Source organism: Streptomyces auratus, assembly GCF_050433025.1.
In the GTDB taxonomy this organism is placed as follows: Bacteria; Actinomycetota; Actinomycetes; order Streptomycetales; family Streptomycetaceae; genus Streptomyces; species Streptomyces sioyaensis.
In genome coordinates, this window is the sequence record NZ_JBNGCB010000003.1 from 3,714,483 (window position 1) to 3,733,947 (window position 19,465).

Genomic DNA, 19,465 nt, shown 5'->3' on the forward strand with positions numbered 1-19,465 from the left:
GCTCACGGCCACTTCGGCCTCGTCCCCACCACGATGTGGGTCGGCCGGGCACCCGAACAAGACCCAGCAGGACGAAACAATTGACGCTTGAGGGCAAAGGGTGCTTATGCTCGTCCCTCCTGCGTCCCTGGGAGCCCGCGATGCTGAAGCCACTGCATCTGCTCACGCTGAAGGCCGTCGTCCGCAGCGAATCGTTCGCCCTCGCCGCCCGCGACCTCGGCTACACCGCCTCCGCCATCTCGCAGCAGATCTCCGCCCTGGAGAAGGAGACCGGGCTGTCGCTGTTCGAGCGGGAGGCGCACGGGATCCGCCCCACCGCCGCGGCACACCGCCTGGTCGACCTCAGCGCCCATGTGCTGGCCGCCATGGACGAGCTGGACCACCAGGTCAACGAGCTCGCCCTCGGCGCCACCGGCCGGCTGCGGCTGGGCAGCTTCCCCACGGCCGATGTCCGGCTTGTCCCCTCCGCCCTGTCCGCGCTCGTCGCCACCCATCCGCGGGCGCAGATCCAGCTGGAGGAGGGCGAACCCGAAGAACTGCTCACCGCCCTGGGCCACGGCGATCTGGATGTGGCGCTGGTGTACGAGTACGGGCTCAGCCCCCGGCAGTGGCCGGCCGGACTGACCCGCCATCACCTGCTGCGGGAGGATCTGGTCCTGCTCCGGGCTCGCGGCAGCGGGCTGAGCGCACAGCTGCCGCAGCTGTCCCGGGCCCGCTGGATCACCAGCCGGGAGGGCAGCGCCGGGGCCCGCTCGTTCGTCCGACTGTGCGCGGCCGCCGGGTTCGAGGCCGCCGTCGCCTTCCGCAGCAACAACTACGCCGTGGTGCGGGAGCTGGTGTCCGCGGGCCTCGGGGCGGCCGTGGTGCCTGCGCTCGGCCATCTGCCCGACGACGGCATCGAAGCCACCCGGCTCACCCAGCGCTCCGCACACCGCACCGTCATGGCACTGCACCGCAGCGAGAACAGCAACCCGCTGCTCACGACCACGCTCGACGCCCTGCGGCGCGCGGTGCCCGCCGGGGAGCCGTACCTTCACCCGGCACAGGCCGAGTGATTGCCCCGGCTCCCCGGCAGACGGGGCGCGGGGAGCGGGCGGTTGACGCGCCCTGCCCGGACACCTGGCGTACCCGGCACGGTGCGCGGTGCGGCCGGCCCCCGGACGATGAGCTGCGCCCCTCGCGGGGGAGGGGCGCAGCTGGGGCGCGGCCGTCACACGGCGGCTACGGGCGGGGAGTCGTCGTCGGAGTCGGGCATCTGGTTCAGGGCGTCGAGGTCCACCGACCCGCCCGGCATGACCGTGCGGGTGCGGCGGTAGCCGTACGTGGCGTAGATGATCAGCCCGACGACCAGCCAGCCGCCGAGCCGCACCCAGGTCTCCCACTGCAGGAACGACATCAGCCACATCGAGAACGCCATGCCCAGGACGGGCACCACCGGCATGCCCGGACAGCGGAATGTGCGCTTCAGGTCGGGCTTGCGGTAGCGCAGGACCAGCACGGACGCGGACACCACCACGAACGCCAGCAGCACGCCGATATTGGTGAGTTCGGCCACCGCATTGATGGGCAGCACCCCCGCCAGCACGGCGGAGACCACACCGATCAGCCAGGTGGCGCGGTGCGGAACCTTGCGCTTGGGGTGGATGGCACCGAACCAGGCCGGCATCAGGCCGTCCCGGCTGAGCGCGTACCACAGGCGGGCGGCGCCCATCATGAAGGAGAAGGTCACGGTGACGATGCCGATGACCGCGCCGACGGCGATCACATTGGCCAGCCCGCTCAGCCCCACGCTCCGGAAGGCGCTGGATATCCCGCTCTCCGGGTTGATCTCGGTGTAGTGCTGCATCCCGGTGAGCACGATGCAGACCAGCACATAGAGCACCATGGAGACCGCCAGCGACAGCATCATCGCCTTCGGCAGCTTGCGGCGGGCCTCCAGCGACTCCTCCGCGGCCGTGCTCAGCGCGTCGTAACCGAAGACGGCGAAGAAGACCGTCGCCGCTCCGGTGAACGCCCCACCGAGGCCGAACGGCGCAAAGGGCTGCAGATTGCCGGTCTTGACCTTGGTGAACCCGACCACGATCACCAGCAGCACGATGGCGATCTTGACGATGGTCAGCACCGTCTCCACCCGGGCCGAGGTGCGGGTGCCGCGGGTCAGCAGCCAGGCCACCCCGAGGCAGATCGCGACCGCCAGCAGATCGATCCGGTGGCCGTCGCCGGTGCCGGGCGCGCCCAGCGCCCAGGCCGGCAGATGGATGCCGACGGCCTCCAGCAGAAAGCCCAGATAGCCCGACATCCCGATCGCCACGACGGCGACGATCGCGGTGTACTCCAGGAGCAGGTCCCAGCCCACGATCCAGCCGACGATCTCTCCCAGGACCGCGGCGCAGTAGGTGTAGGACGAGCCCGCTTTCGGCACCATGCCGGCGAACTCGGCATAGGCGAAGGCCGCACACAGTGACGCGGCCCCGGCCACCAGAAACGAGATGAGCACCGCGGGACCGGCGACATCGCGGGCGACGGCCGCGGCCAGGCTGAAGATGCCGGCCCCGATGATGGCGCCGATGCCGATCATCGTGAGCTGGGTGAGGCCCAGGGTGCGCACCATGCGCTCGCCGGTGGGCTGTTCATGGGGCAGTGTGCGCCTGAAGATGCCCTGCGGACCTCTTCCCAGTACGGCGGGAAGCGGAGATTTCGGGGTGTGATGGGGGGACATCGTTCGCTCCCTATCCGGCAACGGCAGCACGACGGGCCACCGTCGTGGCGTGGGTCACCACTGGCCTGAAACCATCACTCACGATCCGCCCCGGCAAAAGGGACCGCAGCGCGACAACTTGCGTGGCTGAGGGCAAGGAGGGCTGGTGGACGGGGCCCGCAGGGCGAGTGGAGGCCCTTCTTGCGCGGCGGGCGCACCGGCCCGGAGAGTCGCGGCAACTGGCCCTGGAATCAGGGGTGGTGGGCGAGGGGCGGCGATGCTCGCGGCCGATTATCCGGCGGTGTCGCGTCGGTTTCCGGACACCGCCCGCAACACCTCGACCAGCGCCGCCACCGTCGGCCGGTGCTCGGCGGAGGAACGGAACAGCACGACGATGTGCCGCTCGATGCGCTCCCGCAGCCGTACCACGTCGAGCCGGGACGCCCGCAGGCCCAGCATCAGATCCGTCACCGTGCTCACCCCGATCCCCGCCTCGACCAGCGCCAGCGTGGCCGCCGTGTCCGTCACCTCGTGCTCCACCCGGGGCTCGATGCCCGCCCGCCGGCAGGCGGTGCGCACCGCGCGGCCGTAGTAGCTGCCGGGCGACGGCAGGATCCAGCCCAGCTCCTGGGTGTCCGCCAGGCCGACCACCTCGCGTCCGGACAGCGATCCGGCGGGGACCGCCAGCGCAAACCGCTCGCGGTACAGCTGTCGCACCCGCACGGCGGGCTCGCGCGGAATGGGCACATCCGGGTAGTCCAGACCGAGCCCCAGATCCACCGCGCCGGAGGAAACGGCGCGCTGCACCTCGTCCACGTCCATATCGCGGCTGTGCACCGTCAGCCCGGGATGCACCCGGCGCACCTCCTGCAGGGCCGGCGGCAGGATCTCGGCGGCCGCCGTGGCGAACAGGCCCACTTGCAGCACCCCGGAGACCTCCTGACGGGTGCGCTCCAGGGCCTCGACGGCTTCCGCCTCCGTGGACAGGATCCGCTCGGCATGACACGCCAGCGTCCGTCCGGCATCGGTCAGCTCGACCCGCCGCCCGACCCGCCGCAGCAGTTCCATGCCGGCGGCCTTCTCCAGCGCGGCGATCTGCTGGGAGACCCCGCCGGGCGTGTATCCAAGGGCCTGTGCCGCCGCGGTGATCGTGCCACGCCGGGTCAGCTCCACCAGTGACCGCAGCTGGGCACTCGTCCAATCCATATAGAGATCGTAATAGATCGGACGCACTAACTGTTCGTAGACGTCAACGGTTGGCGTGCTGCACGATGACGGGCAGCTAGCTGATCAGCACTTCGCACTGACCGCCCGGGCCCCGCGCCGTCCGTCCCCACGGCGCAGGGCTGCGGCCTCCGGAAGGGATCGGCCTCTTGTCCATGTCCTCCAGCTCCCGTCCCGTGCCGTCCACCGCCGATGTCGTGATCATCGGCGGCGGTGTGATGGGCACCAGCATCGCCTTCCACCTGGCCGAGGCCGGGGTGCGCCGGATCGTCGTCATCGAGCGCGGCGAGCTGGGCAGCGGCAGTTCGGGCAAGCCGATCGGCGGGGTCCGGGCCCAGTTCTCCGACCCGCTCAACATCGCACTGGGCAGCCGGAGTCTGCGCGCCTGGCGGGACTTCGGGCAGCGGCCTGGGGCCGACGTCCGGCTGGACGAGGTCGGCTACCTCTTCCTGCTCACCAGCGCCGAGCAGGCCGCGGACTTCGAGACATGCATCCGGGTCCAGAACGAGCTCGGGGTCCCCAGCCGCATGATCGGCCCCCGCGAGGCACAACAGCTCTGCCCCTACGTCAGCACCGACGGACTGGTGGCCGCCGCCTACTCCCCGGACGACGGCCACGCCCGCCCCGGACTCGCGGTCCGGGGCTATGCCCGCGCCGCTGCCCGGGCCGGCACCGTCTTCGCCACGCACACCGCCGTCACCGGCCTCGACACCACCGGCGACCGGGTCACGGCCGTCCACACCGCGCACGGCCGGATCTCCTGCGCCACGGTCATCTGCGCCGCCGGCGCCTGGTCCGCGGAGATCGGCGACATGGCGGGCGTCCACCTCCCGGTGCGCCCGGTCCGCCGCCAGCTCGCCTTCACCGCCCCCCTCGCGCCGCCCGCCCCGCGTATCCCCTTCACCATCGACTTCGCCTCGACGGCCTACTTCCACAACAGCGACGACGGGCTGCTGTTCGGCCTCGCCGACCCCGGCCAGGCCGAAGGCTTCGACACCACCTGGACACCGGACTGGCTCGAACTGTTCCGTGCCGCCGCACGGCGCCGGGCCCCCGCCCTCGCGGACATGGCGACCACCGGCGGCTGGGCCGGACTGTACGAGGTCACCCCCGACCGCAATGCGCTGATCGGACGCTCCGGCACGGTGCACAACTTCTTGTACGCCACCGGCTTTTCCGGCCACGGATTTCTGCAGGCCCCCGCGGTCGGCGAGATCATGCGCGACCTCCACCTGGAGCGCGCACCGTTCGTCGACGTGACCCCGTTCAGCGCCGACCGCTTCACGACCGGTGCCGCGGTACGCCCGGAAATCCATGTGGTGTGAATCCCCCGACGGAAGGACGACCTCCCGATGATCAGCCAGTGGCAACTCCGCGCGGCCTTCGCGCAGCGGCTCTCGGACATGTACGGGCGGGAGGTGCCCGCCTACACCACGCTCGTGGACGTCTCGCGCGAGGTCAACGAGGACGTGCTGCGCGCGCAGGGCGCGGACGCCGAGCGCCTGGGGTCCATCAGCCGGGTCACCGCGGAGCGCCACGGCGCCATCCGCGTCGGCACCCCCGCTGAGCTCCAGCAGGTCGCCCGCATCTTCGGCGCCCTGGGCATGCACCCGGTCGGCTTCTACGACCTGCGGGAAGCTGCCGCCAGCGCGGTCCCCGTCGTGTCGACCGCCTTCCGCCCCGTCGACGGCGAGGAACTGGCCCGCAACCCCTTCCGCGTCTTCACCTCCCTGCTCACCCCCGCGGACCCCCGCTTCTTCGACGCCGACCTGCGCGCCCGCCTGGAGAACTTCCTCGCCGGCCGCCGGCTCTTCCCCCCGGAGCTGCTGGCCCTCGCCGACCGCGCGGAGGCCGCCGGGGGACTGCCCGAAGCGGACGCCGAGCGGTTCCTCCAACTCGCCGTGCAGGTCTTCGAGTTGTCGCCGGAGCCGGTGGACCGGGCGTGGTACGAAACCCTGGAGCGGGTCTCCGCCGTCGCTGCGGACATCGGGGGCGTACGCAGCACCCACATCAACCACCTCACCCCGCGCGTCCTGGACATCGACGAGCTCTACCGGCGGATGACCGAGCGCGGCATCGAGATGATCGACACCATCCAGGGGCCACCCCGCTGGAAGGGCCCCGATGTCCTGCTGCGCCAGACCTCCTTCCGCGCCCTCGCCGAGCCCCGCGCCCTGCGCACCCCGGACGGCGAGGTGATCAGCGGTGCCCTGCGGGTGCGCTTCGGTGAGGTCGAAGCCCGTGGCATCGCGCTCACCCGCCAGGGCCGGGCCCGCTATGACGCGCTGCTCGCCCGCGTCGACGAGGAGGCGGCTCGCCGGCCCGGCACCGACCGGGCCGACCTCGCCCGCGCCCTGTGGGCCGAGGAACTCCCCGACACCGAACAGGAACTGGCCGCACAGGGCCTGGCGCACTTCACCTACCACGTCGTGTCCGACCGGCCGGGCGACGGCAGCAGTCCGCCCACGCGCCTCGACGAGCTGGTGGAGCAGGGCTGGGTCCGCGCCGAACCCGTCGTCTACGAGGACTTCCTGCCCCGCTCGGCGGCCGGCATCTTCCAGTCCAACCTCAGCGAGGAAGGCACCAGGAACAACGACCAGGAGGGCGCCGCCTACGACAGCGCCTGGCTCTCCGGCGTCCTCGGACGCGAGGTCCTGGACCCCTTCGACCTCTACGAGGAGCAACAGAACGGCTCCCTCGCCCAGGTCGCCCGAGCACTCGGACTGGACCGGCCACCCCGCTGAACCGCCCGAGCCGCCACCCGTACCCCACCACTCCCCGAAGGAGCACCATGTCCAGCACGGCCCTCCCCACCACCGAGGACCTGCGCGCCCGTGCCCGCGCCGGCCTCGCCCGCCTCGGCGTCACCGTCGAGGAAGGCAGCGACTTCCCCGCCCGCAGCCCGATCACCGGCGAGGACCTCTTCGGCCTGCGGGCCGCCACCGCCGCCGACACCGAACAGGCCATCGCGGACGCCCGTGCGGCCTTCCTGACCTGGCGTACCACCCCGGCGCCGCGACGCGGGGAACTCGTGCGGCGGCTGGGGGAGTTGCTGCGGGACCACAAGGGCGACCTGGCCGACCTCATCACCATCGAAGCGGGCAAGATCCGTTCCGAGGCGCTCGGCGAGGTCCAGGAAATGATCGACATCTGCGACTTCGCCGTCGGTCTGTCCCGCCAGCTCTACGGCCGTACGATCGCCTCCGAGCGTCCCGGCCACCGTCTCGCCGAGACCTGGCACCCGCTCGGCGTGGTCGGAGTCATCTCCGCGTTCAACTTCCCCGCCGCGGTGTGGTCGTGGAACACCGCCGTCGCCCTGGTCTGCGGCGACACCGTGGTCTGGAAGCCGTCCGAACTCACCTCGCTGATCGCGCTCGCCTGCGACCGGTTGCTCGCCCGGGCCGCCGAGGAGGTCGGCGCCCCGCGCGAGGTCCACCGGCTGCTGCTCGGTGACCGCACCATCGGCGAACAGCTCGTGGACGACCCCCGCGTCGCGCTGGTCAGCGCCACCGGCTCGACCCGCATGGGACGGGAGGTCGGCCCCCGCGTCGCGGCCCGCTTCGGCCGCAGCCTGCTTGAACTCGGCGGCAACAACGCGGCCGTCGTCGCCCCCTCCGCGGACCTCGATCTCGCCGTACAGGGCATCGTCTTCGCCGCCGCCGGCACCGCGGGTCAGCGCTGCACCACCCTGCGCCGGCTCATCGTGCACCGCGACATCGCCGACACCCTCCTTGCTCGCCTCACCGCCGCCTACCGGAAGCTCCCCATCGGCGATCCCTTCGACGAGACCACCCTCGTCGGCCCGCTCATCTCCGCCCAGGCCCTGGAGACCATGCAGAACGCCCTGACCCGGGCGCAGGCCGAGGGCGGCAAGATCCTCGCAGGCGGCAACCGGCGCCTCACCGACGCCGCACCCCACGCCAGTTACGTCGAACCGGTCCTCGTCCGCGTCGACGAACAGACCGAGGTCGTCCGCGAAGAGACCTTCGCGCCCCTCCTGTACGTGCTGACCTACGACACCCTCGACGAGGCCATCGCCCTGCACAACGATGTCCCGCAGGGCCTCTCGTCCAGCATCTTCACCCGTGACCAGCAGGAAGCCGAGCTCTTCCTGTCCGCGGAAGGCTCCGACTGCGGTATCGCCAACGTCAACATCGGCACCTCCGGAGCCGAGATCGGCGGCGCCTTCGGCGGGGAGAAGGAAACCGGCGGCGGCCGCGAGTCCGGCTCCGACGCCTGGCGCGCCTATATGCGGTCCGCCACCAACACCATCAACTACTCCAGCCGGCTGGCCCTCGCCCAGAACGTCAGCTTCCTCTAGGCGGACACCCCCTAGGGCTTATCCGACCCTGATCCGCCGGACAGCCTCTAGCCGGCTCCGTCACCGCACCGACAGCCCCCGCGCCGACCACGAGCCGGTGCGGGGGCTGTCGGTGTCCTGGGCCGCCGGCACGGAGCCGGAGCGTCGCCAAGACAGCGGCGAGTGCCCGAATATCGGGCGTCGCCTGACATTTTTCGACAAACACCGCTCTGCTCAAGGACATCCCTTGACGCCGCACGGTCACGGTGTGATGGTGCGGCTGCCCGGGTCATGGACATGTCGCCTTTCCCGCCCGCAGCGCACCACGTCGTCGGAGCCGGCAGGACGGTACGGCGTACGCGGCCCGGCGTTCCACCAGAACCTCCGTCGGTAGCACTCCCTACCCCCTCAAGGAGCCATGGTGATACGAAGACTCGTGGTGGCCGGCATATCCCTGGCCGTCACCTTCGGAGCGGCCGTCCTTCCCGCAGCCGCCGCGTCCCTGGCGGACCCGCCCCCCACTCCGCCGTCCCACACGCACTCCGCCGCCGACCGGGTCGGTCACCGTCCCGCCGTACCGCAGGCACGTCCCGCTGCCGTCCGCACCGCGCTCAGCGACGCCCCGGACATCGACGTGGCCAAGGTCCAGGCCCACCTCACCGAGCTGAACAGCATCGCGACGCGCAACGGCGGCACCCGCAAATCCAGCGGACAGGGCTACCGGGACTCCGTCGCCTACGTCAAGGGCAAGCTCCAGGCGGCCGGTTACACCGTCACCGAGCAGCCCTGCACCTCCGGCTGCGCTTTTGGCGCCGGCCCCAACCTGATCGCCGAATGGCCGCAGGGAGACGCCACCAAGGTGTACATGTTCGGCTCCCACCTCGACAGCGTCGGCGCCGGCCCGGGCATCAACGACAACGGCTCCGGCTCGGCCGCACTGCTGGAGACGGCACTGACCCTCGCCGAGCAGCACCCCGCCATGGCGGCCCGCGTCCGGTTCGGCTGGTGGACGGACGAGGAACAGGGCCTCAACGGCTCCGACTTCTACGTCAACTCCCTCTCCTCCGCCGAGCGCGCAAAGATCAAGGCGTACTACAACTTCGACATGATCGCCTCGACCAACGGCGGCTACTTCATCAACCACATCGGCTCCGCCGCGGCCCAGCCGATGAAGGCCTACTGGGACTCGCTGAGCCTCCAGCCGGAGGAGAACACCGAGGGCGCCGGCCGCTCCGACGACTACTCCTTCGAGCAGGCGGGCATCGCCACCTCCGGTTACGCGATGGGCGCCGACGCCAGGAAGACCACGGCCCAGGCGGCCAAATGGGGCGGCACCGCGAACCGCGCCTATGACTCCTGCTACCACCAGTCCTGCGATACCACCGGCAACATCAACGCCACCGGACTCAACCGCAGCGTGGACGGCATCGCCTCGACCCTGTGGCAGCTCGCCGTCACCTCCTCCACCCCGGCGAACGACTTCTCGCTGTCCACCAGCCCCACGACGGGCAGTGTCGACCCGGGTGCGTCGGCCACCAGCACCGTCTCCACGGCCACCACCAGCGAGTCCGCCCAGACCGTGACCTTGTCGGTGTCCGGCGCACCGGCCGGGGTGACCGTCTCCTTCAGCCCTTCCTCGGTGACCTCCGGCGCCGGTTCCACCATGACCGTCGCCACGACCTCGGCCACCGCGCCGGGCACCTACCCCCTCACCGTCACCGGCACCGGGTCCACCACCCACACCACGACCTACACCCTGACGGTCATTGGTGCCGGCGGCTGCACCGGCCAACAGCTCCTCGCCAACGGCGGTTTCGAGAGCGGCACCACACCATGGACGGGCGACACCGGCGCCATCGGTGCCCACACCGGCCAGTCCGCCCACGGCGGCAGCAGATTCGCCTGGCTCGGCGGTTACGGATACTCGGCCACCGACACCCTCAACCAATCGGTGACCGTGCCCACCGGATGCCGCAAGGCCACCCTGACCTACTGGCTGCACATCGACACCGCTGAGACCGGCTCCGTCGCCTACGACACCTTCAAGGTCAAGGTGGGCAGCACCACCCTGACGACCCTCTCCAACACCGACGCAGCCGCCGGCTACACCCAGCGCACCCTGGACCTGAGCCCCTACATCGGACAGCGAATCACCCTCACCTTCACCGCCACCGAGGACGCCGGCCTCCAGAGCAGCTTCGTCCTCGACGACGCGGCCCTGCAGACCGGCTGACCCTTCGAAGAACGAGGCCGGAGGGGCAGGCCCGCACCGGACCTGCCCCTCCGGTGCGTCCCGCGGTGGGTCAGGCCGACGTCTCGTCCGTCTGGTAGCAGGCGGTGGTGTAGCGGTCCCGGTCCCGGTCGCCGGCGGGCGTCCAGCCGTCGGTGCCCTGGTCGGGGTCGACCGGGGCGAAGCCGTTGTCGAGCAGCTGCGCGCGGAGCGAGTCGGCCGGGAAGCCGCTGCCCTCGGGGGTCTCCCCGACCGGCCAGAGGGTGACGAGCAGGGCTTCGGTGTCGCCGGTGTCGGGTTCGCGGTCGAGGCTGGCGACTTCGAGGTGCCAGCGGCCATGCCGGACGAAGGCCTGTGCGCGGTAGACGGCTCGCGCGGCCGGCGTGTTCTGGTCGGTTTCGGTCATGAGGGGTGGGCTCCTGTCGTGGGCGGTGAGGCGGTGGGGAGTGCGGCGCGTAGGGAGAGTCTGCCGGTGAAGTCTGGCAGCGTACGGTGCCACCGCTCCGGCTCTGCAGAGCCTCCGCCGCCGGGCGGTGGTCCGGCTCCGGCTCCGGCTGTGCAGAGCTTCCGCCGCCGGGCGGTGGTCCGGCTCCGGCTCCGGCTCCGGCCGCAGGCCCGGCCGTGGCCGCGGGCCGCCCGGGCGGCTGCTGCCACGCACCGCGATCGACCATACGCCCGGACACTCACGGCTCCTCGGCGCCGGGCTTTGTCCAGCGGGCGGGCAGGGCGGTGGCGGGAGTGGTGTGTTCGGGCAGGCCGGCGAGGGCTTCGACGTGGGCCGGGCGGTAGGGGGTGGGGCCACTCCACTCCAGCAGCAGGACGGTGGCGTCGTCGTTGAGCCGCCCGTCGTGGTACCTGAGGTGACGCCTCATCAGGCGGCGCAGCGTCTCGGGCACCGGTAGACCGTCGGCATGGTGCTGGATGAGGAAGTCGGTGAAGCTGGGCAGGCCGAACTCCCGGCCTTCGCTGTTGCGGGCCTCGGTGATGCCGTCGCTGTAGAGCAGCAGGCGGTCACCGGGCTCCAGCTGGTCCCGGCAGAGGGAGGGCGGCAGGCCCAGGCCGGTGCCCATGGGTGGCGCGGGTGAGCAGGGCAGGCTGAGGGCGGTGCGTCCGTTGCGGATGATGACCGGTGGGGGGTGTCCGAGGCTGGTCCAGATGAGGATTCCGGTCTCGGTGTTCAGCTCGGCCAGGACGCCCGTGGCGAAGCGGTTGGTGTCGAACTGCTCGGCGAGGATGCGTTCCACGGCTTCGGCGGTCGGCAGGAGCCCGGAGCCTTGTCGGCGGTGGTTGCGGCTGGCGGCGACCGCGAGGTTCGCGGTCAGCCCGGCGGCGGTGTCATGGCCCATGGCGTCGAAGAGCGCGAGGTGCACGATGTCATGGGCGACCGCGTAGTCGAAGACATCGCCACTGACCTCGTATGCGGGCTCCATCACCGCACTGATCAGCACCCGGCCGGTGGCGAAGGTCCTCGGTGGCATCACGCGCCACTCCATCTCCGCTGCGATATTCATCCGCCGGCGCCGTACGAGCCGTGCGTACGTATCGCTCGTCCCGCGCTTGCTGACCACCATCAATGCGAGCAGCCCGGCAAGATTGCGCAGGTCCTGGGCCGCTTGCGCGTCCCATTCCGTATCGGGGGCCGCGGTGGCCCGCAGCACTCCCAGACGCTCGGTGCCGTCGAGCAACGGCACCCACCACAGCCCGCCTTCGGAGGCGGCGCCCGCGACGATGCTCCCCGTCTGGAAGGCCCGCCCCGCGAGCGTGCCCTCGATCCGCAGCTCATCGCGGACGGTCTCCGCCCCGCCGCCGGCCTCGGACTCCTGGCCCGCGAGCAGGCACAGCACATCCTGCTGGAGATCGGCCAGGTAGATCAGCACCTCCTGCCAGCCCACCCGGGCCGCATGCTTGGCGACCATGTCCGGGACCTGATCGAGTGTGACCACATGGCTGGCAGCAATCAGATCACCCAGCATCCGTCCGCGGCCCGCTGGACTGCTCATTCAGGCACCTTTCCTCGGGCCCCGGCTCGCCGAGCCGTGCGCCCTGTGGGCTGTCCCTTCGTCGCACCGCCGGTAGCCGGCGCACCCTGCGGCGGTGCGTGTGCTGTCGATGGTGACACCGAGACGGAGTTCGCCCGGAGCGACACCGCGGGGAGGCACGAGAGCGACACCTCGGAGCGCAGATTCTTGACGTGCCGACCGACCCGTCGGGCTGCGCGCAGCTTCTCGGCGCACGAGCGGTCAGGGAACCATCCGGACTATCTCTCCTGTCTCCAGTGCCACATAGAGGGCGCCGTCCGGCCCGAATGTCAGACCGTGCGGTTCCGACGAGGGGGTCGGCAGGTCGAATTCCTCGATACGGCCGTCCGGAGTGATGGAACCGATGCGGTTGGCTCCCCATTCGGTGAACCAACAGTCTCCGTCCGGGCCCGCGACGATCGCATGCGGCCGGGATGCGGGGTCCGGGAGGGGGAACTCCTCGATACGGCCGTCCGTGCTGATTCGGCCGATCCGGCCGGCGCCGATTTCGACGAACCAGAGGGCGCCGTCGGCGCCGCAGGTGATGCCGACCGGTGCGGCGTTCTCGGTCGGCAGGGGGTAGGCGGTTATCTCGCCGCCGAGGCTGATACGGCCGATCGCGTGCGCTTGATTGAGGGTGCACCACAGTGCGCCATCAGGGCCGGTGGTGAGGGCCGAGGCGAACGCGCCGCTGACGGGCAACGGAAACTCCGTCACCTGGCCGTCCGTGGTGATCCGGCCGATGCGGTCGGCGTGCAGCTGGGTGAACCACAGTGCTCCGTCGGGGGCGGACACCATGCCGAACGGCCCACTGCCCGGAGTCGGAAGGGGGAACGAGGTCGCCTCCCCGGTGACGGTGATCCGTCCGATCCGATGGTCCTGACTCCGGGCGAACCACAACGCGCCATCGGGCCCGGCGGTGATGACGGTCGGCCCGCAGGTCGCGGAGTCGAGCTGGTGGCAAGCGAGTTGACCGTCAGGAGTCAGGCGGGCGATCTGCCCGGCGTGGACCAGGGTGCACCACAGTGCGCGGTCGGGGCCGGGAGTGAGGGCGTACGGACCCGCGCCGGAGTCGGAGACGGGGAACCGCTGGAACGAGGCGGCACGGGGCGACATGGCTGGGGCTCTTCCTTACTGGACATCACTAGTGCTACATAAGTTGCATTAAGAATGCTGCCATGGCGCCGCCGCGCAGGCAAGCGGATTGACGTCGCCGGGCGGCCCGACCCTGCCGCGCGCCACCGCCCGACAGGCGCGTCATGATGCCGAACTCCCCCAGGTCCAGGGCGTGTTCAGGCTGTGAAGAGACACTGCCGGACCGTCGACGGACCGGAGCCCGTCCGACCCCGATCCCCAAGCGTCGTCCAGATGTAGGGACATACCGACCGCAGCGCCGGGTAGGGGACCGACCGACGGGGGCTCGGCAAGAGGAGGAGCCAGAGCATGACGAGCAACAGCACGTTGACGGCAGAAAGGGACCCGAAGGCCACGGCGAAGCGGTGTGGCGCAGAGGCCCCGAGGGCGCTGCCGAAGATCCAGGCCCCGCAGCGCGTCGCCCCCGCCGACGCACGGGAGTTGTCCAAGCGGTTCCTGCTGAGGCTGGACGAGCTGGAGGAGGGGACGAGCGAGTACCAGTACGTACGGAACACCCTGATCGAGATGAACCTCTCCCTGGTGCGCTATGTCGCGCGTCGCTTCTCGAGCCGCCGGGAATCCATGGAGGACGTCCTGCAGGTCGGCACGATCGGTCTGATCAAGGCGATCGACCGTTATGACTCCTCCCGCGACGTGGAGTTCACCACGCTGGCCGTCCCGTACATCCAGGGCGAGATCAAGCGGTTTTTCCGCGACACGACCTGGTCGGTGCGCGTGCCCCGGCGGCTGCAGGAGCTCCGTATCGACCTGGCCCGCGCCCGGGAGGAGCTGGAGTGCGAGGGCGTCCACGAACCGACCGCCGCCGACCTCGCCGCCCACCTCGACCTGACGGAGGATGAGGTGGCAGAGGGACTCGTGGCCTCCAACGGCTATGACAGCGACTCCATCGACCGGCCCATCCAGGCCGGCGGCGGAAAGCAGCAGACCGGACTAGTTGCCGACCTCATCGGCACCGAGGACCCCGCTCTCGCGCTGGCCGAAGACATCCAGGCCCTCAAGCCGCATCTGGCCGATCTGGACGACCGTGACCGCACCCTCCTCCAGCTGCGCTTCGGGGCGGAAATGACGCAGGCGGAGATCGGCGAGGAACTCGGCCTCTCCCAGATGCATGTCTCCCGCCTCCTGACCCGCGCCTGCACCACGCTCCGCAAGCGACTCCTGGCCGAGGGCTGAGGCCCGGCGTCGTCAGCCGGCCTGGTCGCTGTCCTTCATCGCGCCCCATCCGTGCCAGCGGTCGATCTCGATCCAGGCGCTGACCCGGCGGCGGTCCCGCTGCGGGTACGGCTTGCCGAGGTAGCGCTGTGCCAGCCGGTCGATATCGGCGAGGTCCTCGTCCGCAGTGATGTCGGCGACGCGACCGATCAGGCTGAGGTGGGTGTACCAGTTGCCTTCGTCCAGCACGGTGAGGCTGACCCGGGGGTCACGGCGGATGTGCGCCAGCCGTTTGCGGCCCTCGTCCATGTTGACCAGGACCCGGCCGTGGTCCCAGAGGTACCAGGTGGCCATGGAGACCGGCTGGCCGTCCGACCGCAGCGTCGTGATGACCGCCGGATTCACCTTGGCCAATACGGCGACTGCCGCATCGGGCAGCGGTGGTTTCGACATAAGAGGCGCTCCTTGCTGGGTTGCTCGATCCGGCCGGACAGCGGTGACCGGCTGCCCGCAGGCAACGGACCGGCCCGACGGGTCTTCCGCCGGTCCGGCCGGTCCGGCCGGACCGCGTCGGGCACGACGGACGTACGGCCCAACTGACCGGCCCGGGGTCATTTTGCACGGATTGCACGGATTCCTGCGCCTTATTCGGCAGCACCCACCGGAGGAGAGGCACACCGGTTGCTGCGGCCCGTTGTCCGCGCCGGTCCGGTCGGGGCCGCCGAGGCGGTGCCGGCCGGTTTCCTCAGGAGCAGCATCGCGGCGTCGTCATGCAGCTCGCCGCCCACGTGCGCGAGCAGATCTTCATGGAGCGCGGCGAGGGTGCGGGAAGGCTCCTCCGACAGGTGCCGGGCCAGCCGTTCCCCGAGCGGGTAGAACGCCCGCTCGTGGTCGCGGGCCTCGGTGACCCCGTCCGTGTAGAAGAGCATCTGATGCCCGTCCGCCAGCGTCACGTGCTGGAGGCCCGGCGACTCGCCCGAGAGGGACCGCAGTCCGAGCGGCGGGGCCGGATGGACGGGCTCGACCGGCAGGATGCCGGAATCATGGACCAGCAGCGGAGCGGCATGCCCGCAGTTGACCAGCTCCATGCGGCCGTCCTCGGGGTACCCGGCGAGCACTGCCGTGACGAAATCGTCCGGACCGAGGTTGCGCGCCAGGCTCCGCTCGATTCTGTGCACCACATCCAGGAGATCCGGCTCGTCGTAGGCCGCCTCCCGGAACACGCCCAGCACCAGGGCGGCGACCCCCACAGCCGGCAGTCCCTTGCCGCGTACATCGCCCACGATGAGCCGCACCCCGTACGGCGTGGAGACCAGCGCATAGAGGTCGCCGCCGATCCGCGCCTCGGCAGCGGCAGCGCTGTAGTGGACCGCCGTCTGGAACGGCCCGACGGTCGACGGCACCGGCTTGAGAAAGGCGTGCTGGGCGGCCTCGGCCACCGAACGGACGGCGGCCAGCACCTGTTCGCGGCGCCTGCGCAGGGCGCTGGCCAGGGCGCTGGCCAACGTCACGGCGGTCAGTGCGGACAACACGATCGCCTGCTCGGTCCCCGGCGCACCGCCATGCACCCCGAGTGTCGCGCCCAGCGCCACCGCCAGGGCACCGATGCGCAGCACTCCCCATGGCCCGCTGGTCGCGGCGGCCAGCGCGGGGCCGACGGCGAGCAGCGGCAGCCAGCTCATACCGGTGCCGCCGGCGAGGGCGAGGAACGCGACGACGGCGATGATCAGAACCGGCGCGCCGTGTGCGTAGTGCCGGCGGACGCCCCTGGTTCCGGACGGTTGCTCCGCGGTGCGGCGCACCGGCGCCCACAGGGCGGAGAGCGGTGTGGTGAGCTGCCATCGCGGCCGGGGCTCGTGGTGGTGGATTCGGGCCTGGCGCATGTCCTCGTCCGCAGCTCGCTTCCCTGCTCATGGCACTTACGTACCTAAATGTCCGTTTCATCAAGGAAACGGGCATCGCGCAGCAGGCGCAAGGACCCGGATTTCAGATAGTGAGCGACAAACCCCTGGTCACGCGGCTCGCTGCCGGAAGCAGCCGGTCCCGGACCTCGTCGAGACGGGAGATCCGGTCCGCCCGGAGCGAGACGCCGAGCGAGCCGAGTGTCTGCCCGCTGTACACCGGCACCGCGACACAGAACGTGCCGAGGGTGTACTCCTCCATGTCCGTGACCACTGCCGGCGCGGGCGTCATGTCGAGCCTTCGGCACAGTTCGGCGCGGCCGGTGATGGTGCGTGGCGTGAGATCGGCCAGCGGGTGCCGCGACAGATAGTCGTCGCGGGCTTCGGCGTCCAGTTCGCGCAGAACGCACTTGCCCAGCGCCGTGGCATGCCCGGCGTCCTCGAAGCCCACCCAGATGTCGACCCGCGGCGCCCGGGGGCCGTCGACGATCTCGGCCACCCGGATCTCGCCGTCCTCGTAGAACGTCAGATAGGCGGCGGCCGACAGGTCGTCGCGCAGGGCCGCGAGCGCGGGCCGGACCCGGTTGAGCAGGGCCTGCGCCTGCCCGCCGGACTGCAGCGTGGCCAGCCTGTCGCCGAGGACGTAACCGCCGTCCTCCAGCTTCCGGATGTACCCGTCGTGAGTGAGCGTACGCAGCAGGTGATAGGCGGTGGCCAGCGGCAACTCCGTCTCCCGTGCCAGCTGCTTCGCCGGGGCGCCGCACTCGTGCCCACCCACGGCCTCCATCAACCGGAAGGCGCGCTGGACGGAAGTGATGAGCGTCGGGCCTTCTGCGGTGCCCATACGTTCAGCCTGCTCCCGGCGTCCCGCTCAGGCAAGGGTGATCGGCGGGTGGCGCTAGGCGTGTGTGGGTGGGGGCGGGGAGTCTGCCTCTGTCCATGATGGGAACACAAATTCGAATACGTGGTTACGCTGGAGGCATGCATCTTCAGGGCTCGCTCTTCGATCAGACCGACGAGGTCCGGCTCGGGTCGCTGCGCGGGATGCGCCGGACCGTGCTCGGCGACGGGGCCTGGCTCGATCTGCTCCCGGGGTGGCTGAGCGGGGCCGACGCCCTGTTCGCGCAGCTCGCCGCCGAGGTTCCCTGGCAGGCCGAGCGCCGGCAGATGTACGAGCAGGTGGTCGACGTGCCGCGACTGCTCGCCTTCTACCGGTCCGACGACCCGCTGCCGCACCCCGTACTGGACGAGGCGCGCGAGGCGCTCTCCGCCCACTACGCCGACGAGCTCGGCGAACCGTTCACCACGGCCGGGCTCTGCTACTACCGGGACGGCCGCGACAGTGTGGCCTGGCACGGCGACCGGATCGGTCGCGGCCGGCGCGAGAACACCATGGTCGCCATCCTGTCCGTGGGGGAGCCCCGCGACCTGTTGTTGCGCCCGCGGCGCGGTGGCAGCAGCGTGCGACGGCCGCTCGGCCACGGCGACCTGATCGTGATGGGCGGCTCCTGCCAGCGGACCTGGGAGCACGCGATCCCCAAGTCCGCACGGGCGGCGGGGCCGCGGATCAGCATCCAGTTCCGGCCGCATGGCGTGCGCTGACATGACGACGGGGTGCCGCCGCGGGTGACGGGCCGCGGCGACACAGCGAACGGGCCCCCGAGCCGAAGCGGCTCGGGGGCCCGGCAACTGCCGAGGCACAAGGCTCAGCGCCGGTGGTGGTGGCACACCAGGCGCTCGCGGTGCCAGACCCTGGTCCAGTGGCCGTGGCGCCCACCGCGTCCGTCCCGCCAGACGCGGATCCAGTGTCCGTGGACCATGTGACAACGGCCCCGGTCGAGGTGTCGGGTGGCTGTGTGGTCGCCGTGGTGCGACGGGGCGGCCGAGGCGATTCCCGCCGAGGAGAGGACGGTGCCTCCGGCGAGGGCAACGGTGGCGGCGCCGAGAGCGAGGGCGCGCTTGAATCCGTCAATCATTGAGGATCGTGCCTTTCTGCATTGCCGTGGTGCGAGATGCCCTGCCGACGGCCGGGCATGAATGACCATGCACCTGTGGCGCCCGCCAAATCCGGTCAACACCAATGGCTTTACGCAACGCATAGAGAATGCGGAAGAAAGCAGCATCTCGTTTATCTGTCGTCACTTCCGGCTCAAGCCGACGGGATTTCGTCCAGGAGCGCCACGATCGCAGCGAGCTGCGCCGGAAGCCCCGCGCTGCAGCAGTGTCTCCACCTTGCGCAACCGTCCCTCGTAGACGGCGGTGATGAGTCGTCGGGTCAACGCCCCGGCCATGCACAGTCCTTTCCCGGGAAGTGAGCCTCCGGGGGAGAATACGTCGGCCGCTCCTTCAAGTCGTACTGGAATAGGCGCAGTTCGCGGAATGCGGGAGGGCAGCGCAGACCACGGCGGCGGCCCGCCCGAATTCGGCGCTCGCGTGCTGCTGCCGAAGACTTCCGAGCAGCTGCCCTGCGAACGGATGCACCTGGCCGCGCCGTGGGCCGTCGGGCTTTCGGGCTTTCGGTCGCCCGGGCCACCGCCGCGCGCCGCGCCCCGCAGTCAGGCCCCGGCCGCCCCCCCCGGCACCGTCCCGCGATGTCATACGGCAGCTGCTCCCTGACGGCAGCCGCCCCCTCTGCTCCGCCGTAAGCGTCCCCGGCTACCGGGGGTACGCCGATCCCGGCTCCTGGGACGCTGCTGCCGCCGTCCGCGGCGCGAACGGCGGGGGGCCCACGGCCGTACAGGTGATTCCTGCGGACCCATGGCCGGGTGGGCGCAGTGCGGCGTGCGG

The 19,465-nt window shown here is 70.9% G+C and carries 16 protein-coding genes; 7 read left to right on the forward strand and 9 right to left on the reverse strand.

Going from position 1 to position 19,465, the window contains the following annotated elements; genetic code table 11:
- Positions 1-140 precede the first annotated feature (140 nt).
- The gene (locus BKA18_RS35860; protein WP_366045058.1) at positions 141-1,055 is read left to right on the forward strand and encodes a LysR family transcriptional regulator; all 915 of its coding nucleotides are present in this window, start codon (positions 141-143) and stop codon (positions 1,053-1,055) included.
- Positions 1,056-1,210: 155 nt separating this feature from the next.
- Here the strand turns inward: BKA18_RS35860 and BKA18_RS35865 are convergent, their stop codons facing one another.
- Both BKA18_RS35865 and BKA18_RS35870 read right to left on the reverse strand, forming a co-directional pair.
- Positions 1,211-2,611 carry an amino acid permease gene (locus tag BKA18_RS35865; RefSeq protein ID WP_366045059.1) on the reverse strand — a complete coding sequence of 467 codons (1,401 nt, stop codon included), beginning with the start codon at positions 2,609-2,611 and terminating at the stop codon, positions 1,211-1,213.
- A gap of 378 nt (positions 2,612-2,989) precedes the next feature.
- Positions 2,990-3,904, reverse strand: a complete 915-nt coding sequence (locus BKA18_RS35870) for a LysR family transcriptional regulator (RefSeq protein ID WP_366045060.1) — start codon at positions 3,902-3,904, stop codon at positions 2,990-2,992.
- Between the two features lie 173 nt (positions 3,905-4,077).
- Here BKA18_RS35870 and BKA18_RS35875 point away from each other — a divergent pair, with 173 nt between their 5' ends.
- From BKA18_RS35875 to BKA18_RS35890, 4 genes are all read left to right on the forward strand, one after another.
- Positions 4,078-5,247, forward strand: coding sequence for an NAD(P)/FAD-dependent oxidoreductase (locus tag BKA18_RS35875; protein ID WP_366045061.1), 1,170 nt, complete (start codon positions 4,078-4,080; stop codon positions 5,245-5,247).
- Between the two features lie 27 nt (positions 5,248-5,274).
- Positions 5,275-6,666, forward strand: coding sequence for a 2-oxoadipate dioxygenase/decarboxylase (gene hglS / locus BKA18_RS35880; protein ID WP_366045062.1), 1,392 nt, complete (start codon positions 5,275-5,277; stop codon positions 6,664-6,666).
- A gap of 47 nt (positions 6,667-6,713) precedes the next feature.
- Positions 6,714-8,243 carry an L-piperidine-6-carboxylate dehydrogenase gene (gene amaB, locus BKA18_RS35885; RefSeq protein WP_366045063.1) on the forward strand — a complete coding sequence of 510 codons (1,530 nt, stop codon included), beginning with the start codon at positions 6,714-6,716 and terminating at the stop codon, positions 8,241-8,243.
- Positions 8,244-8,640: 397 nt separating this feature from the next.
- Complete coding sequence (locus BKA18_RS35890; RefSeq protein WP_366045064.1) at positions 8,641-10,455, forward strand: M28 family metallopeptidase; 1,815 nt, start codon at positions 8,641-8,643, stop codon at positions 10,453-10,455.
- A gap of 70 nt (positions 10,456-10,525) precedes the next feature.
- Here BKA18_RS35890 and BKA18_RS35895 read toward each other — a convergent pair whose 3' ends face one another.
- The 3 genes from BKA18_RS35895 to BKA18_RS35905 all read right to left on the reverse strand — a co-directional run bounded on the left by BKA18_RS35895 (position 10,526) and on the right by BKA18_RS35905 (position 13,586).
- Entirely contained in the window at positions 10,526-10,858 is a 333-nt protein-coding gene (locus tag BKA18_RS35895; protein WP_366045065.1) for a hypothetical protein, read from the reverse strand.
- A gap of 277 nt (positions 10,859-11,135) precedes the next feature.
- Complete coding sequence (locus BKA18_RS35900; protein WP_429638794.1) at positions 11,136-12,425, reverse strand: PP2C family protein-serine/threonine phosphatase; 1,290 nt, start codon at positions 12,423-12,425, stop codon at positions 11,136-11,138.
- 267 nt (positions 12,426-12,692) lie between these two features.
- Complete coding sequence (locus BKA18_RS35905; protein ID WP_366045067.1) at positions 12,693-13,586, reverse strand: virginiamycin B lyase family protein; 894 nt, start codon at positions 13,584-13,586, stop codon at positions 12,693-12,695.
- A 327-nt stretch (positions 13,587-13,913) separates the two neighbouring features.
- Here BKA18_RS35905 and BKA18_RS35910 point away from each other — a divergent pair, with 327 nt between their 5' ends.
- A complete protein-coding gene (locus BKA18_RS35910; protein WP_366045068.1) occupies positions 13,914-14,798 on the forward strand; it encodes a SigB/SigF/SigG family RNA polymerase sigma factor in 885 nt (294 codons plus the stop codon).
- A 12-nt stretch (positions 14,799-14,810) separates the two neighbouring features.
- On the opposite strand, the gene BKA18_RS35915 is transcribed toward BKA18_RS35910, so the two are convergent.
- The 3 genes from BKA18_RS35915 to BKA18_RS35925 all read right to left on the reverse strand — a co-directional run bounded on the left by BKA18_RS35915 (position 14,811) and on the right by BKA18_RS35925 (position 17,522).
- Positions 14,811-15,230, reverse strand: a complete 420-nt coding sequence (locus BKA18_RS35915; RefSeq protein ID WP_366045069.1) for a PPOX class F420-dependent oxidoreductase — start codon at positions 15,228-15,230, stop codon at positions 14,811-14,813.
- 191 nt (positions 15,231-15,421) lie between these two features.
- Complete coding sequence (locus BKA18_RS35920; RefSeq protein ID WP_366045070.1) at positions 15,422-16,660, reverse strand: PP2C family protein-serine/threonine phosphatase; 1,239 nt, start codon at positions 16,658-16,660, stop codon at positions 15,422-15,424.
- A gap of 103 nt (positions 16,661-16,763) precedes the next feature.
- Positions 16,764-17,522: an IclR family transcriptional regulator gene (locus BKA18_RS35925; RefSeq protein ID WP_366045071.1), complete on the reverse strand. Its 759-nt coding sequence runs from the start codon at positions 17,520-17,522 to the stop codon at positions 16,764-16,766.
- 137 nt (positions 17,523-17,659) lie between these two features.
- On the opposite strand from BKA18_RS35925, the gene BKA18_RS35930 reads away from it, so the two are divergent.
- Positions 17,660-18,280: an alpha-ketoglutarate-dependent dioxygenase AlkB gene (locus BKA18_RS35930; RefSeq protein WP_366045072.1), complete on the forward strand. Its 621-nt coding sequence runs from the start codon at positions 17,660-17,662 to the stop codon at positions 18,278-18,280.
- Positions 18,281-18,384: 104 nt separating this feature from the next.
- Here BKA18_RS35930 and BKA18_RS35935 read toward each other — a convergent pair whose 3' ends face one another.
- The gene (locus BKA18_RS35935; protein WP_366045073.1) at positions 18,385-18,654 is read right to left on the reverse strand and encodes a hypothetical protein; all 270 of its coding nucleotides are present in this window, start codon (positions 18,652-18,654) and stop codon (positions 18,385-18,387) included.
- Between the last annotated feature and the right edge of the window lie 811 nt (positions 18,655-19,465).